Here is a 14,888-nt window from a genome sequence, read left to right on the forward strand (position 1 = left end):
ACGGCGAGGGGGCACGGGTGGGCACCGACACCGTGCGGGCGGCGGGTACGGCAGGCGAGCAGGCCGCGGCGGCCGCGGAGCGGCGGCGCGAGCAGCGCGGCTGGTACTTCTACGACTGGGCTTGCTCGGTCTATTCGACGAGCGTCCTGACGGTGTTCCTTGGCCCCTATCTGACGGAGATCGCCAAGGCTGCCGCGGATGCGGACGGGTATGTCCATCCGCTGGGCGTCCCGGTCAGCGCGGGCTCGTTCTTCGCGTACACGGTCTCGGCGTCGGTGATCGTCTCGATCTTCGTGATGCCCCTGGCGGGCGCGGCCGCGGACCGTACGGGCCGCAAGAAGCCGCTGCTGGCCGCGGCCGCCTATCTGGGCGCGGGCGCGACGGCGGGGATGTTCTTCCTGGACGGCCACCGATATCTGCTCGGCGGGCTGCTGCTGATCGTCGCCAACGCCTCGCTGGCCGTGTCGATGGTGCTCTACAACTCGTATCTGCCGCAGATCGCGCCGCCCCATGAGCGCGACGCCGTCTCCTCGCGCGGCTGGGCGTTCGGCTATGCGGCGGGCGCGCTCGTCCTGGTGGCGAATCTGGTCCTGTTCCTCGCCCATGACACTTTCGGTGTCTCCGAGGCGACGGCCGTACGGATCTGTCTGGCGTCGGCCGGCGTCTGGTGGGGCGCCTTCACACTCGTACCGCTGCGAAGGCTGCGCGACCGCAAGGCGCCTTCTCCGGAGAGGACGGCGAGTGGCTGGCGGCAGTTGTCGGCGACGGTCCGCGACATGCGGCGGCACCCGCACACCCTGGCCTTCCTGCTCGCGTATCTCGTCTACAACGACGGCGTGCAGACGGTGATCTCGCAGGCGTCCGTGTACGGCTCCGAGGAGCTGGGTCTCGGGCAGTCCACGCTGATCGTGGCGGTGCTCCTTGTGCAGCTGCTCGCGGTGGCGGGGGCGCTCGGCATGGGGCGGCTGGCGCGGACGTACGGGGCCAAGCGGACGATCCTCGGTTCACTCGTCGCGTGGACGGTGACGATCGGTGCCGGGTTCTTCCTGCCCTCCGGGGCGCCGGTGTGGTTCTTCGTGCTCGCGGCCGGGATCGGTCTGGTGCTCGGCGGCACGCAGGCGCTCTCGCGGTCGTTGTTCTCGCATCTGGTGCCCGCGGGCAAGGAGGCCGAGTACTTCTCCGCGTACGAGATCAGTGATCGCGGCATGGCGTGGCTGGGGCCGCTGCTGTTCGGTCTGACGTACCAGCTCACGGGGAGCTACCGGGACGCGATCATCTCCCTGGTGGCGTTCTTCGTGATCGGTTTCGCGCTGCTCGCGCGGGTGCCGGTGCGGCGGGCGATCCGCGACGCGGGCAATCCCGTGCCGGACAGGATTTAGCAACTGAAGCCAAAGGCCGGTAGTGTACGCGTTTGGCCTACCAGGCGGACCGTTACTGCGCGCTGAGTCATCAGAAACGCTGGGTGACATCTGCTGCCAGATGTGACAAACCGGGCGCTGGTGGGTACAACAAGGGGCGGCATACGACGGCGACGCATGACCCTGAACGGGAATCTTTACCGCCGACCGGACGTTGACCGGATGACGACGACAGCGACACCTGTCCTGTGGGCGACAAGCCCGGGAGGCACGATTCATGAGTGAGCGAGCTCTTCGCGGCACGCGCCTCGTGGTGACCAGCTACGAGACCGACCGCGGCATCGACTTGGCTCCGCGCCAGGCCGTGGAGTACGCATGCCAGAACGGACATCGATTTGAGATGCCCTTCTCGGTAGAGGCGGAAATCCCGCCGGAGTGGGAGTGCAAGGTCTGCGGGGCCCAGGCACTCCTTGTTGACGGCGATGGACCTGAGGAGAAGAAGGGGAAGCCTGCGCGTACGCACTGGGACATGCTCATGGAGCGCCGGACTCGGGAAGAACTCGAGGAGGTCCTGGAGGAGCGCCTCGCGGTGCTCCGTTCGGGAGCCATGAACATCGCGGTGCACCCGCGGGACAGCCGCAAGTCCGCCTGACGGCCGGCTGACCACACCGCAAGACATACGAAGGCCGGGGCCCCGCTCAGCGGGGCCCCGGCCTTCGTGCTGCGTATGGCCGCCTCAGTGCGGGAGCTGCGGGTCGTCCGGGCGCGGGCTCCGGGGCTGCGGCTCGTCGTTCCTGATGACCTCGCCCTGGACGACCTTGCCGTCCGGGCGGTGGATGCGCGCCTGCTGGAAGGCGTCCCCGAGGCCGCCGGCCGAGGCCTCGCGGACCTTGCGCTCGAAGGTGCGCTCCGCGAAACGGCTGACGGCCTTCTGGACGGGCGGCACCAGGAGAACCAGCCCCAGGGCGTCGGAGATGAGCCCCGGCAGGATGAGCAGCAGGCCGCCCAGCATCGTCAGGGCGTTGCCCCCGCCCCGCTCGGCGGTCGGCGGCGTCAGGCCGCTCTGCTGCTGTTGCAGCGTCTCGCTGAGCTCGCGGAAGGCCCGCCGCCCGGCGCGCTTGATGACCACGCCGCCGAGCACGACACCGGCCACGAGCAGCAGGAACACCGTGAACCCGCCGGCGGCGCCGGCCACGACGGTGAGCAGCCAGATCTCCAGGACCAGCCACGCGGCGATGCCGAGCGGCAGGAACCTCAAGGCGCGGGAGCGCCGGGGCCGGGTCGGTCGGGTGGGCGGTACGCCAGTCGTCATGGCTCCAGTGTGCCTGGGCCCGGTTCAGTCCGGCATAAGGGGATGATCAATAAGCGCCGCTCAGAGGCCCTGGGAGCCCCTTGTGGGGCACTCAGGGGGACTTGCGGCCGATGACACGGCCGACCCGCTCCCCCACGCCCCAGGCGGTGACCCGCCACAGCGCCTCGGCGACGATGTCCTGGCTCATCTTGCTGTCGCCGAGCTCGCGCTCGATGAACGTGATCGGCACCTCGACGACGTGGTAGCCCGACTTGATCGCGCGGCGGGCCAGGTCCACCTGGAAGCAGTAGCCCTGCGATGCGACCTCGTCGAGGCCGATGCCCTCGAGGGTCTCGCGGCGGAACGCGCGGTAGCCGCCCGTGACGTCGCGGATCGGTACGTCGAGCATCAGCCGGGAGTACGTGCTGCCGCCGCGCGAGATGAACTCGCGGTACTTGGGCCAGTTCACGATCCGCCCGCCCGGCACCCAGCGCGAGCCGAGGACCAGGTCGGCGCCCTTGAGCGCGGTGAGCAGCCGGGGCAGCTCCTCGGGCTGGTGGGAGCCGTCGGCGTCCATCTCGACCAGCACGCCGTAGTCGTTGTCGAGGCCCCACTGGAAGCCCGCGAGATAGGCGGCGCCGAGGCCTTCCTTGCCCTTGCGGTGCAGTACGTGGATCTGCTCGTCGTCCGCCGCGAGCTCGTCGGCGATCTTGCCGGTGCCGTCGGGGCTGTTGTCGTCGGCGACGAGGATGTGCGCCTCGGGCACGGCGGCGCGGACGCGGCCGACGATGGACTGGATGTTCTCCGCCTCGTTGTAGGTCGGAATGATCACCAAGGCCATGCCGAGCGGGCCGAATTGCCTCCCCTGGTCACCGGTTTCGGAGACCCCACCGCCGTCTGTCACTACTGCCCCTTCGTTCGTACGCAGAGGACCACCATAGTGGCCGCCTTCAACGAAGCCACGGCGGCGTGCGGATGTGGGGAGTACTGCGGATCGGGGCCCGGCACCCTTCGGGCCGACCTGGGGCCCGCTGGCTGCGGGTCGACCGAGAGCCGTTGTCTACTGAGTGTCCGGGCCCCACCCGGGTCGCACCTGCCGACTCGGTGGAACGTTCCCTCGCGTCCGCGGCGCGGGCGCTGGACCTGGCTCCCAGTGGTGGTGCGCCGGTGCGGCACACCACCCGTGGCCCAGCGGCGTTCGACGGCTGCGTGGAGGTTCCCCGATCGGACGTCCTGTGGTGGACCCGGCCGAACCTACCGGCCGACGGCGGCGTTCTGTCAATAGCCGTTTGACCTGGGTCGTTTCCGCAGACAGCCAGGTCAGTACGGCGGATGCGCAGGTCGCGGGAGGCGGCGGCGGTCCGCGATCGGCGGCATGGACCGCCCTGACATCACTCTTCCGGCCGCACGAAGACGGTCCGCCCGCCGACCACGGTGCGCAGGCAGACGGGCAGCTCGGCGCCGGGTGTGAGGTCCGGCAGTCCCGGCGTCCCGGAGCGCGGGTCGGTCGACCAGCGGGCGACGCGGTCGTCCGGGGCCTGCACCACCAGGTCGGCGGTGCGCCACACGGCGTAGTCGGCGGGGGCGCCCGGCACCAGGACGCCCGCGTCGTCGCGGCCGATGGCCCGCCAGCCGCCACGGGTGTGGGCGGTGAAGGCGGCACGCACGGAGACGCGGTGTTCGAGGGTGTGGTGGAAGGCGGCGGCGCGGACGGTGCCCCAGGGGTCGAGCGGGGTGACGGGGCTGTCGGAGCCGAAGGCGAGCGGGACGCCGGTGCGCAGCAGGGCCGCGTACGGGTTGAGGCTGCGGGCCCGCCCGGCGCCCAGGCGCTGGACGTACATGCCGTCGTCGCCGCCCCACAGCGCGTCGAAGGCGGGCTGCACGGAGGCGGTCAGGCCCAGTTCGGCGAAGCCGGCGATGGTCTCGGGGGCGAGCATCTCGGCGTGTTCGACGCGGTGCCGTGCGGCGCGGACGCGGGGCAGGCCGACCTTCTCGGAGGCGGCGCGGATGCCGTCGACGACGGCGGTCACGGCGGCGTCGCCGATGGCGTGGAAGCCCGCCTGGACGCCGGCCTCGGTGCAGGCGACGACGTGCGCGGCGACGGCTGCGGTGTCCAGGTAGGCGGTGCCGGTGTGGGCGGCGTCGGCGTACGGCTCATGGAGGCAGGCGGTGTGGGAGCCGAGGGCGCCGTCGACGAAGAGGTCGCCCGCGGCGCCGACGGCACCCAGTTCCTTTGCACGGGCGACGCCTTCGTGGCCCTGTTCGGCCCAGTAGCCGACGACGCGCGGGCCGGGCTCGTCGAGGGCGAGCCGCAGCAGCCCGGTGAGGTCGTCGGCGCCGGAGATCTCGGGTCCGGCGCACTCGTGCACGGAGCCGATGCCGAGCGAGGCGGCGCGTCGCAGGGCCGCGCGCTGGGCCTCGGTGCGCTGCTGCGGGGTGAGCGCGTCGTGCGCGGCGGTGCGCACCGCGTGGTGGGCGTCTGCGGTCAGCGGGGCGTCGGCATGGAAGCCGGTGCGGTCGGTGACGCCGGGGACGAGGTCGAGGAGGGCGGTGGTGACGACCGCCGAGTGGACGTCGATGCGGGAGAGGTAGAGGGGACGGCCGCCGGTCGCCTCGTCCAGTTCCCCGCGCGTGGGCGGGCGACCGCCGGGCCAGCGGGCGGCGTCCCAGCCGTGGCCGAGCAGGACGCGGTCGTGCGGCCGGGCGGCGGCGTGCGCGCGGACGAGGGCGAGCGCGTCGTCCAGGGACTGCGCGCCCGTCAGATCCAGTCCCGTCAGGGCGAGTCCGGTGGACGTCGTGTGCACATGCGCATCGGTGAACGCCGGGGTGACGAGGGCCCCTTCGAGGTCGACGACCTCGTCCACGCCGTCGGCGAACGCGTCGGCCGCGCCCTCCGAACCCACCCAGGCGACATGCCCGCGCTCGACGACCATCGCCGTGGCGAAGGGGTCGGCGGGGCTGTGGACGTCTCCGCCGCGCAGCAGCACGGTGCGGTGGCCCTGCGGGGGGTTCTGGGGGGCGGTGCTCTCAATCATGGGACCAGTCTGACCCCTGCCCGGGCGCGCCCCCGCGCAGGGGGCGCCTCAGACCTGCGGAGGCCGCGCCTCGTACGGCGTGGAAAGGACGACCGTCGTGCGCGTCGAGACCCCGGCGAGCGCGCGCAGGCGGCTCAGCAGGTGCTCCAGCTCCAGGGGCGTGGCCACCCGCACCTTGAGAATGTAGTTCTCGTCGCCCGCGACGCTGTGGCACGCCTCGATCTCCGGGACGCCCGCGAGGCGTTCGGCGATGTCGTCGGGTGCGCTGGGGTCGAAGGGTTTCACCGAGATGAAGGCCGTCAGCGGCAGCCCGACCGCCTCGGGGTCGACGACCGCGGCATAGCCGCGGATGACCCCGCGCTGCTCCAGGCGGCGCACCCGCTGGTGCACGGCCGATGTGGACAGGCCCGTGGCCTTGCCCAGGTCGGTGTAGCTCATCCGCCCGTCCTTGACGAGCAGCTGCACGATCTGTCGGTCCAGCTCCTCCATGCGCCGAACCTACAGGGCTCTTGATCCCTCCGGATACCTGAGGGCCGACGGCGGCACCTTCTCATGGCATGTGACGAACGACACATACCCGTGACCGTGTCCGAAGTGATGTCACGATTAGGTCTACGACGGGACGGGAAGTGCTTGCTGTGGTCGAGGCCGCAGCGCCTTGTCGGCCCACCCAAGGGGGAGATTCCCATGCAGAATTTGAAGCGCCCCGGTCGCTCTGCCCGCGGCAAGCAGCAGCGGTCCGATCAGCTCGCGTCCGCGTCGACCTCCGTATCGGAGGGCGTCGAACCGGCCGACACCGAGTTCGACGCGTACGACACCTTCGAGATCTACCGCGTGACGTGCCCGGACTGCGCGCAGCCGATCGCGCTCCTGGCCGACGAGGACGTACTGCCCGAGCACGCGCTGTGCCCCACGCCGTGGAACCCGTTCGGGCTCACGGTGTGCGCGGGCACGGGTCGCGCGGCGGCCGACGCGGAGCCCGCCGATGAGTCGATGGAGGCTCAGGAGCAGGATGCCGCCCTGCTGTTGACGCTCCCTCAGGGACTCGACTGGCGCACGCAGCCCTTCTCGCACGTCGGCGGCCAGGGATCGCGCCCGCTGCGCGTGCCCCAGCAGGCCCGCCGTACGGCCGCCTGAGGGCCTGTCAGCCGCCTTACCAGTAGCTGCCCTGCACCATGGCCGCGAGGCTGGCGTGGTGCAGGATCAGCGTGTCCGGGTCATCGGGCACCGCGGCCTCGCCGAAGTGCACCTGACGGTAGGCGACCCGCAGCATCACGACGGCGTGCCGCAGCGCCGCGTACAGGGTGTAGAAGTCCATGGACCGCGGTGTGTGGCCGGTGAGCCGGGCGTAGTTCTCCTCGACGCGGTCGCGGCGCAGGAAGTCCGGCAGGCCGTCCTGGCCGAAGCCGACGGTCAGGTCCTGGAAGAAGCGGTGCAGATAGACGAACCAGCCGAGGTCGACCTCGCGCGGTGCGAGTGCCGCCATCTCCCAGTCGAGGACGCCCGCGGGCGCGAAGCCGTCGTAGACGACGTTCCCGATGCGCGCGTCGCCCCAGTTGAGGACCGCCGCGCCTTCGTCGTCCGGCCACCACTCGTCGAGCCGCTCGAAGGCGCCCTCGATGAGGGGTGAGCGGGGCCGGCCCTCCACCACCCATTCGTAGTAGGCGCGTTGCGCCTCGACGTGCCGGCGCAGCGGGCTGCCCTCGCCCGGCAGGGAGAGGAACTGGGCCTCGGTGAGCGGCACTTGGTCGTGCAGCCGGGCGACGAGACTCACGGACGCCTCTTCCAGGCGGGCCCGTTCGGTGTCGCTCGCCGCGTGCAGCCAATTCCCCTCGTACGTATAGGGCATGACGTCCGGCGGGACGCGGCCCTCGACCCGTTCCATGACGAAGAAGGGCGCGCCCAGCGGACCGGGGTCGTCCTCCAGCCACAGCACGCGCGGCACCGGCAGATCGGTGTGCTCGGCGACCAGGCGCATCGTGCGGTGCTGGCGCGGCAGGTCGTAGACAGGGAAGATCGTGTACGCCGCCGGGTCCGCCGCCAGGCGCAACGCGCAGGCCCGCAGCGGTGGTTCGGGGTGCTCGATGTCGAAGAGCAGGGTCTCGCTCGACATGCCGTTGGACTCGGGGACGCGCACTCCGGTGGCCTTGGCGCCGGGCAGCCGGGTGGCGAGCCAGGCGGTGAGGCGGCGGGCCAGCTCCTCGGGGTCGCGGGTGGTGGTGCGGGGGCGGGGTGCCGTGGCCATCGCGCTCTCCTCTCAGGGGGCGATCGCTCTCAGGGGACAGCTCATCTCGGGGGCTGCCGCTCTCAGGGGGCGACCGAGTCGAAGCCCGTGAAGCCGCTCGGGTCGTGGCGGCCGAAGCTGCCGTGCTCGAAGATCCCGTACCCCGTCCGCCCGTTGAGCGTGAAGCGGGCCGCGTGGTCGATGACTCCGTAGGCGGCCATGGGGTGTGCCGCGGGGTCCGACAGGTCGTAGGCGCGGCGGTCGGTCCAGCCGCGGCCCTGCCAGGTGCCGTGCTGCCAGTCGCCGGCGGGCGGATATCCGGCGCCGACGGCGAGCGGCAGGGAGGTGAGGACCTCGACGCCGAGTTCCATGGGCTTGCGGTCGTCGGGGTCGGTGAGGTGGATGACGGCGCGCTCGGGGTGGCGGGTGCCGGAGCGGTAGGTGATGTCGGCCTGGGGCCAGCCGAGTTGGCGGTCGCGGTGGCCGTCGCGGACGAGGGTCGCCTCGTTGAGCGAGCGGTAGCCGTCCGCGTCCTCCTGGGCGATGACCATCAGGAAGCGGTCGTCGAAGCGCACCGGGCTCCAGATCCAGTGGAAGCCCTCGGTGCCGAACTCCTCCTCCAGGCGCCCGCGTTCCTCGCCGGGCACCGGCCGCACGCCCCAGCTCCGGTCGCGGGTGGCGGTCCACTCCCCCGCCGTCACGGGGATCTCCTCGCCGCCGACGCGGATCACCCCGGAGCAGCCGCCGGCCTGCACGAAGCGGCGCCCTTCGAGGGAGAGCCGGTCGCCGCGCCGCTGGATGTGGTGCGGCTCCCACAGCGCGGGGAAGCCGGCGGTCCAAGTGATGTCGTACGAGAGGGAGTCGGGGTCGTCCTGGTCGGCCTCGCACCTCAGGCGCAGGCGGCGCAGCGGTTCCTCGACGGTGATGCCCAGGGGGCCGACGGAGAGGTTCATCCGGTCGTCGCCGAGCGCGTCCGAGGCGCGTACGGCGTGCAGCGTATCCCCGATGCGCAGGGTGCCGTACGCGTCGATGACACCGAGGTTCGGATAGACGCCGAGGCCCAGGATCAGGAGTGCCCGGCCCTCGTGGTCGAAGAGGTGGAAGATGCAGCGGTCGTAGGCGTTCCTGTCGCCCGTCGCGACGTGCTTCATGGAGAGCGGTACCTGGTGGACCGGGTACTCGTCGAGCGGTACGGGGCGGTCGTCTGCCACGGCAAACCTCCCTGGGCGCACGGCAGTTGCGGGAGCGCGGGGCGGTCGGGCCGCCCCCTCGGCGCGGAGTTGACGGTACGTCAGAAACATCCAGGGAACCAGATACGCGCGCACCCGCGTCAGCGGCATGAATCCGGTGGCATGAATCCGGCGGTATGAACCCGGCGGCATGAACCGGGCACCCCCGCGGGCACGCGGCGAACAGACGCTCGAATCCGACCGGCGGTAACCTGCCCCGCGCCGCGCGCGTTGGCCCGGCATGACCACCCCCACGCCGACTCCCACGGTGCACTCGCCGACCGGCCGCCGCCGGCGGACCCTGCTGACCGCGCCACCACCACCCGCAGAATCGGTTCCGCAGCCCCAGCCGCAGCCGCCCCGCCTCCAGGACCCGCCGATCTACCGCGCGCTGATCCGCAACTGGGCCGAGCGCGGCAAGACGCTGCCGGGGCGGCACGACCCGGAGTGGGTCCGGCTCGCGGCGCCGCCCGTCGGCCTCGCCCAGTTCAGCGCGAGTCGGGACCCGCGAGGTGACGGGCGATGACCATGCGCTGGATCTGATTGGTGCCCTCGACGATCTGCAGCACCTTGGCCTCGCGCATGAATCGCTCCACCGGGAAGTCCGCGGTGTAGCCATAGCCGCCGAGCACCTGCACGGCGTCCGTCGTGACCTTCATCGCGGCGTCCGTGCACAGCAGCTTGGCCATGGCCGCCTGCTTGGAGAACGGCCTGCCCGCGTCGCGCAGTCGCGCGGCGGCGAGATAGAGCGCCCGGCCCGCCTCGATCTGCGTCGCCATGTCCGCGAGCATGAACCGCAGGCCCTGGAAGTCCGCGATCGGCCGGCCGAACTGCCGCCGCTCCGTGGCGTACGAGACCGCCGCGTCGAGCGCCGCCTGGGCCACGCCGACGGCGCAGGCCGCGATACCGAGCCGCCCCGAGTCGAGCGCGGAGAGCGCGATCGCGAAGCCCTGGCCCTCGTCGCCGATGCGGCGGGCGTCCGACACCCGTACAGCGTCGAAGTTGATCTGGGCGGTGGGCGAGCCCTTCATGCCCATCTTCTTCTCCGGCACCGCCGCGTTGAGCCCTTCGGCGTCACCCGGCACCAGGAACGCGGAGATGCCGCGCGCGCCCTCGCCGCCCGTGCGGGCAAGGACCGTGTAGAAGTCGGCGACCCCGCCGTGCGTGATCCACGCCTTGGTCCCCGTGATCACCCAGTCGTCGCCGTCCCGGACGGCCTTGGTGCGCAGGGAAGCGGCGTCGGATCCCGACGCGGGCTCGGAGAGGCAGTACGCCCCGAGCAGTCCGCCGCCGAGCATCGCGGGCAGGTGCTCGGTCTGCTGCTCCTTGCTGCCATACCCCGCGAGCGCGTGGCAGGACAGGGAGTGGACGCTGACACCGAGCCCGACGGTGAGCCGGGCCGCGGCGAGCTCTTCGAGGACCTGGAGGTAGACCTCGTACGGCTGGTCGCCGCCGCCGAATGCAGAGTCGTACGGAAGGCCGAGCAGTCCGGAGTCGGAGAGGAGGCGGAAGATCTCGCGCGGGAAGTGCCCGGCGTCCTCTTCATCGGCCGCGTTCGGGGCGATCTCGCGCTGGGCGATGTCCCGTACGAGGGAGAGCAGATCCCTGGCCTCGTCCGTGGGCAACTGACGGTCCACCGGCTGCGGGGCTCCCGCCCGTCGCCCACCATCGCCCTTATCGGACGCGCTACGCGCGGCACCTCCCTGATGGGGCATGACGCTCTCCTCCCTGTTGGGCACTGCGACGGGACGCACCGGGTGAGGCGACGCCGTCGGGATTCACTGCCGGACCGAGGTCTCCTTCCGGGTCACGGAAGCGTCTGACCAGCGGTTGTGGCGCGTTGAGTATGCCCGATCGACGGCAGCCAGTCACTAGTTAACGACCGCTTACTCAAAAGATAGTCGAAGGTCACTGAGGCACGCGGGATTGGTCCGAACCATTGACCCCACTGGTCTAGTCCTCCTACTGTTCCCCCGAACGACTTAACGCGTTCATGCCAAGACGCAAACGGCTCCATCCGCAGGTCCACAGCACCACTTCCCCCCGCCCTGTTTCCCCCCACGAGGAGACACGATGCTCAGACCGCACACCCCCCGCGCCGGATACAAGGCGCTCCTCGCCGCCACCTGTTGCGCCGCGCTCGGCGCCGGCCTGCTGGCCGGCACCGGCAGCGCCGCCGCCGGGCAGGACAAGGGCTCCGCGACGCGGGCCGCCGCCGGCTCCAAGGTCGTCGGATACTTCACCGAGTGGGGTGTCTACGACCGGAACTACCACGTCAAGAACATCGAGACGTCCGGCTCGGCCGCCAAGCTCACGCACATCAACTACTCCTTCGGCAACGTCCAGGGCGGCAAGTGCGCCATGGGCGACGCCTACGCGGCGACGGACAAGGCGTACACCGCCGACCAGTCCGTGGACGGCGTCGCCGACACCTGGGACCAGGAGCTGCGGGGCAACTTCAACCAGCTGCGCAAGCTGAAGAAGAAGCACCCGGACCTCAAGGTCCTGTGGTCGTTCGGCGGCTGGACCTGGTCGGGCGGCTTCACCGAGGCCGCGAAGAACCCCGAGGCCTTCGCCCAGTCCTGCTACGACCTGGTGGAGAACTCCAAGTGGGCCGATGTCTTCGACGGCATCGACATCGACTGGGAGTACCCAAACGCCTGCGGTCTGACCTGCGACACCAGTGGGCGCGACGCGTACAAGAAGCTGATGGGCGCGGTCCGTTCGAAGTTCGGCGCCAACAACCTGGTGACCGCGGCGATCCCGGCGGACGCCTCCGACGGCGGCAAGATCGACGCCGCCGACTACGCCGGTGCGGCCCAGTACGTCGACTGGTACAACCCCATGACGTACGACTTCTTCGGCGCCTGGGACGCCAAGGGTCCGACGGCTCCGCACTCGCCGCTGACCTCGTACAGCGGCATCCCCAAGGAGTCCTACAACTCCGACGCCACGATCAAGAAGCTGAAGGGGCTCGGCATCCCGTCCGAGAAGCTGCTGCTCGGCATCGGCTTCTACGGCCGCGGCTGGACCGGCGTCACACAGAAGGAGCCGGGCGGCACCGCGACCGGCCCCGCGGCGGGCAAGTACGAGCAGGGCATCGACGACTACAAGGAACTGAAGACCAAGTGCCCGGCCAACGGCACGGTCGGCGGGACCGCGTACGCGCACTGCGGGAACAACTGGTGGAGCTACGACACCCCGCAGACCATCGCGGGGAAGATGGACTACAAGAACCAGCAGGGCCTCGGCGGCACGTTCTTCTGGGAGCTCAGCGGTGACACGTCCGACGGTGAGCTGATCAAGGCCATCAACTGACCTCGCGGGCACGGGAACTCGGGGCGGGAGCCGGTCGGCGGCTCCCGCCCCGTCCGCGTGCCCGCGACGGCTTCAGGGTCGCGGCGGCGCCGGGTACGACGGCTCGAAGTCCTCGATGACGCACAGCGTGTTCCCGAGTGTGCGCACCAGCAGATCGCAGACGGTCTCGCGGGCCAGCGCCCGGTGGCCGATCCAGTCGAGCGTGACGCCCTCGACGCTGCACAGCCAGCCGAGCAGCGCGATGCGTACGAGCGGCGGGATGTCCTTGCGGCCGTAGGCGCCGTCGGCGATGGCGCCGATCAGCGCCTCGCGCACGCCGTCCCGTATGGCGTGCACCTCGGTGTCGAAGCCGACGCCGCCGCTGATGATCGTGCGGTACGCCGCCTGATGGTGCTCGGCGTAGCGCAGATAGCCGTCGACGGTGCGCTGCACCCGCTCGACGGGCGGCAGCTCGTCATGGCGTCCGGCGCGCTCGACCAGGTCGGCCACGGAGTCCTCGATGATCGCGAGGTAGTAGCCGCGCTTGGACTTGAAGTAGTAGTAGATCAGCCCTTTGGCGACGCCCGCCTGCTTCGCGATGTCGTCCATCGACAGGGCGTCGTAGGACGTGTCGGCGAACAACTTCCGGCCGATGGCGATGAGTTCGGCGCGGCGTGCCACGGAGCGGTCGGTGCCGCGCTGTTGACTATTATTCAATTTCAGCCCTAGTCTCCAACTGCCTCGGGATGTCCGCAGTATGGCAGAACCGTGCCACCTGCCCGTTCGGTCCCGACGGCGCTTCACGCACTTCCCCTTACGCACGCTTGACGACGCGGAACGACGTACGGGAGGAAGACAGTGGCCGCAGCACGCGACGCGTTACGCGAGGGCAGAACCTCCTGGAAGAAGACGGCCGTCGTGGCCCTGCCCGCCGTCTTCGCGGTCGGCGCGATGGCCTCCGTGATGGCCGAGGGCGCGCTCGCCGCGTCCTTCGCCGTCTCCGGCACCAGCTTCCAGGTGTCATCCGGGAAGCTCACCAGCCAGGGGCTCTCCTCCTACGTGCAGACCGACCGGGACATCGACGGCAAGGGGCACCCGGTGGCGCTCCTCGGGATCGGTGACGCCACGCTGTCCGACATCTGCCAGGCCGCCGAGGTCAAGACCCCGGTCGGCACGGTGGTGTTCAAGCTGACCGCGGGTGGTGCCGCCGGCCAGGTCACGGCGAGCAATCTGGTGATCGACGGCGAGGACCTGGAGGGCGACGCCCGCTTCGGCACCGCCCAGATCGGCCGGGACGCCTCGACGCTCGACGAAGTGCCGGGAATCCAGGGCGAGAAGGGCAAGTTCGGGCTGCAGGCCGGCGACATCACCGTGTCCGGCGTGAAGTCGCACGCCTGGTCGGCGACCGGCGGGAACTTCCGGCTCAAGGGCATGAAGGTCGATGTGAGCATCGGCGGCAAGAAGTGCTTCTGACCGGCGGCCGAAGAGCCGGGGTCAAACCCTTCTCGCGGGACGGCGGGGGCTGGCTCGACCGGCGGCTTCCGCTGCCACAGCCGCGCCGGGTGCTGCGCAGATGGCGGCGGACCCGGCCCTTCTGGGGCGGCCTGCTGCTGATCCTGGGCGGCGCCGAGCTGCTGCTGGTGCCGCTGTCGCCGCTGACCGTCCTGGTCAGCCTGGGCCTCGGCGGGCTCGCCGCGATCGGCATCGGGCTCGCGCTGATCACCGCCGGGATCTTCCTGTGGCTGCTGCCGCAGGCGCACCACTATGTGAGCGTCAACGCCCTGATCCTGTCGGTGCTTTCGTTCGCCGCGACCAATCTGGGCGGGTTTCTGGTGGGCATGGTGCTCGGCATCGCGGGCAGCGCCATGGGCTTCGGCTGGACACCGGTCCCGGAGGGGCCAGAGGGGGGTGAGGATTCCGCCGAGGTGCCGAAGGTGCGGGACGGGCAGGGGACGCGGACGCTCGCCGTGCTGCTTCCCGTGCTGATCCTCGCCGGGCTCATGAACGGGAGCACCGCCAAAGCGGCTCCGGGGGACGCGATCGTGGCGCCCCGCACTCCGCCGACCGTCACCACGACCCTCTTCGCGCCGCAGGGCTTCACCCTGGCCGGCGTACGCGAAATCCCCACGGCGGACGGGCCGTTGAAGGTGATGGTGCTGCGGATGAAGGCGGCGTCGCTCACCGACTACCGGCTGAGGACGCGCGACGGCGGACGTGAACTCGCCCTGGGCGCCGACACCTTGGACCTCAGCGGCTCGGTCACCCTCTATCTGACCAAGTTCAAGGGCTGCCTGGAGGGGCTGCTCTGTCTGACCTTCACGCCCGACAAACTGCCGGTGCCGCCCGTCGTGCCGCCGTTCGTCTTCATGACGGACGTGAGCGCCGAACAGGCCCTGGTCACATCGGACCTGATCGTCACGGACGGGCTCACCCTGAAGGCCTCGGCGTGAAGGG

15 protein-coding genes are annotated in these 14,888 nt (G+C 70.9%); 7 read left to right on the plus strand and 8 right to left on the minus strand.

Annotated elements, in window-relative coordinates:
- The first annotated feature begins 17 nt into the window (after nt 1–17).
- Together ACIBKX_RS38655 and ACIBKX_RS38660 are read left to right on the plus strand one after the other, a co-directional pair.
- Nucleotides 18–1,379, plus strand: coding sequence for an MFS transporter (locus ACIBKX_RS38655; RefSeq protein ID WP_363275460.1), 1,362 nt, complete (start codon nt 18–20; stop codon nt 1,377–1,379).
- 256 nt (nt 1,380–1,635) lie between these two features.
- Nucleotides 1,636–2,010, plus strand: a complete 375-nt coding sequence (locus tag ACIBKX_RS38660) for an RNA polymerase-binding protein RbpA (RefSeq protein WP_030360404.1) — start codon at nt 1,636–1,638, stop codon at nt 2,008–2,010.
- A gap of 84 nt (nt 2,011–2,094) precedes the next feature.
- On the opposite strand, the gene fxsA is transcribed toward ACIBKX_RS38660, so the two are convergent.
- From fxsA to ACIBKX_RS38680, 4 genes are all read right to left on the minus strand, one after another.
- On the minus strand, nt 2,095–2,670 hold the full coding sequence (gene fxsA, locus ACIBKX_RS38665) for an FxsA family membrane protein (protein WP_363275461.1): 576 nt from the start codon (nt 2,668–2,670) through the stop codon (nt 2,095–2,097).
- A 91-nt stretch (nt 2,671–2,761) separates the two neighbouring features.
- Complete coding sequence (locus ACIBKX_RS38670) at nt 2,762–3,490, minus strand: polyprenol monophosphomannose synthase (protein ID WP_363275531.1); 729 nt, start codon at nt 3,488–3,490, stop codon at nt 2,762–2,764.
- Between the two features lie 550 nt (nt 3,491–4,040).
- Complete coding sequence (locus ACIBKX_RS38675; protein WP_363275462.1) at nt 4,041–5,684, minus strand: amidohydrolase; 1,644 nt, start codon at nt 5,682–5,684, stop codon at nt 4,041–4,043.
- A 48-nt stretch (nt 5,685–5,732) separates the two neighbouring features.
- Nucleotides 5,733–6,173: an Lrp/AsnC family transcriptional regulator gene (locus tag ACIBKX_RS38680; RefSeq protein ID WP_030789227.1), complete on the minus strand. Its 441-nt coding sequence runs from the start codon at nt 6,171–6,173 to the stop codon at nt 5,733–5,735.
- A 198-nt stretch (nt 6,174–6,371) separates the two neighbouring features.
- On the opposite strand from ACIBKX_RS38680, the gene ACIBKX_RS38685 reads away from it, so the two are divergent.
- Nucleotides 6,372–6,821 carry a hypothetical protein gene (locus ACIBKX_RS38685; protein WP_363275463.1) on the plus strand — a complete coding sequence of 150 codons (450 nt, stop codon included), beginning with the start codon at nt 6,372–6,374 and terminating at the stop codon, nt 6,819–6,821.
- A 16-nt stretch (nt 6,822–6,837) separates the two neighbouring features.
- Here the strand turns inward: ACIBKX_RS38685 and ACIBKX_RS38690 are convergent, their stop codons facing one another.
- Both ACIBKX_RS38690 and ACIBKX_RS38695 read right to left on the minus strand, forming a co-directional pair.
- Nucleotides 6,838–7,929 (minus strand): phosphotransferase family protein, encoded by a 1,092-nt coding sequence (locus tag ACIBKX_RS38690; protein ID WP_363275464.1) that lies wholly within the window; start codon nt 7,927–7,929, stop codon nt 6,838–6,840.
- 62 nt (nt 7,930–7,991) lie between these two features.
- On the minus strand, nt 7,992–9,119 hold the full coding sequence (locus tag ACIBKX_RS38695; RefSeq protein ID WP_363275465.1) for a hypothetical protein: 1,128 nt from the start codon (nt 9,117–9,119) through the stop codon (nt 7,992–7,994).
- 259 nt (nt 9,120–9,378) lie between these two features.
- Between ACIBKX_RS38695 and ACIBKX_RS38700 the strand changes: the two genes are divergently transcribed.
- Nucleotides 9,379–9,663 (plus strand): hypothetical protein, encoded by a 285-nt coding sequence (locus ACIBKX_RS38700; protein ID WP_363275466.1) that lies wholly within the window; start codon nt 9,379–9,381, stop codon nt 9,661–9,663.
- Here the strand turns inward: ACIBKX_RS38700 and ACIBKX_RS38705 are convergent.
- A complete protein-coding gene (locus tag ACIBKX_RS38705; protein ID WP_399377210.1) occupies nt 9,626–10,876 on the minus strand; it encodes an acyl-CoA dehydrogenase family protein in 1,251 nt (416 codons plus the stop codon). The two genes, ACIBKX_RS38700 and ACIBKX_RS38705, sit on opposite strands and share 38 nt — an antisense overlap.
- A 334-nt stretch (nt 10,877–11,210) precedes the next feature.
- On the opposite strand from ACIBKX_RS38705, the gene ACIBKX_RS38710 reads away from it, so the two are divergent.
- Nucleotides 11,211–12,455: a glycoside hydrolase family 18 protein gene (locus tag ACIBKX_RS38710; protein WP_363275469.1), complete on the plus strand. Its 1,245-nt coding sequence runs from the start codon at nt 11,211–11,213 to the stop codon at nt 12,453–12,455.
- Between the two features lie 72 nt (nt 12,456–12,527).
- Here the strand turns inward: ACIBKX_RS38710 and ACIBKX_RS38715 are convergent, their stop codons facing one another.
- A complete protein-coding gene (locus ACIBKX_RS38715; RefSeq protein WP_399377186.1) occupies nt 12,528–13,151 on the minus strand; it encodes a TetR/AcrR family transcriptional regulator in 624 nt (207 codons plus the stop codon).
- Nucleotides 13,152–13,292: 141 nt separating this feature from the next.
- On the opposite strand from ACIBKX_RS38715, the gene ACIBKX_RS38720 reads away from it, so the two are divergent.
- Nucleotides 13,293–13,907, plus strand: coding sequence for a DUF6230 family protein (locus ACIBKX_RS38720; RefSeq protein ID WP_363275471.1), 615 nt, complete (start codon nt 13,293–13,295; stop codon nt 13,905–13,907).
- Nucleotides 13,898–14,884: a DUF6114 domain-containing protein gene (locus tag ACIBKX_RS38725; RefSeq protein ID WP_399377188.1), complete on the plus strand. Its 987-nt coding sequence runs from the start codon at nt 13,898–13,900 to the stop codon at nt 14,882–14,884. Before ACIBKX_RS38720 ends, ACIBKX_RS38725 begins: the two co-directional genes overlap by 10 nt.
- Nucleotides 14,885–14,888: the final 4 nt, after the last annotated feature.

Source organism: Streptomyces sp. NPDC050658 (assembly GCF_044457025.1).
GTDB lineage: Bacteria > Actinomycetota > Actinomycetes > Streptomycetales > Streptomycetaceae > Streptomyces.

What these genes read in the sequence shown, in the direction of transcription:
- ACIBKX_RS38660 (WP_030360404.1), top strand. Translation starts at nt 1,636, where the DNA reads ATGAGTGAGCGAGCTCTTCGCGGCACGCGCCTCGTGGTGACCAGCTAC.
- fxsA (WP_363275461.1), bottom strand. Translation starts at nt 2,670, where the DNA reads ATGACGACTGGCGTACCGCCCACCCGACCGACCCGGCCCCGGCGCTCC.
- ACIBKX_RS38670 (WP_363275531.1), bottom strand. Translation starts at nt 3,490, where the DNA reads ATGGCCTTGGTGATCATTCCGACCTACAACGAGGCGGAGAACATCCAG.
- ACIBKX_RS38675 (WP_363275462.1), bottom strand. Translation starts at nt 5,684, where the DNA reads ATGATTGAGAGCACCGCCCCCCAGAACCCCCCGCAGGGCCACCGCACC.
- ACIBKX_RS38680 (WP_030789227.1), bottom strand. Translation starts at nt 6,173, where the DNA reads ATGGAGGAGCTGGACCGACAGATCGTGCAGCTGCTCGTCAAGGACGGG.
- ACIBKX_RS38685 (WP_363275463.1), top strand. Translation starts at nt 6,372, where the DNA reads ATGCAGAATTTGAAGCGCCCCGGTCGCTCTGCCCGCGGCAAGCAGCAG.
- ACIBKX_RS38690 (WP_363275464.1), bottom strand. Translation starts at nt 7,929, where the DNA reads ATGGCCACGGCACCCCGCCCCCGCACCACCACCCGCGACCCCGAGGAG.
- ACIBKX_RS38700 (WP_363275466.1), top strand. Translation starts at nt 9,379, where the DNA reads ATGACCACCCCCACGCCGACTCCCACGGTGCACTCGCCGACCGGCCGC.
- ACIBKX_RS38710 (WP_363275469.1), top strand. Translation starts at nt 11,211, where the DNA reads ATGCTCAGACCGCACACCCCCCGCGCCGGATACAAGGCGCTCCTCGCC.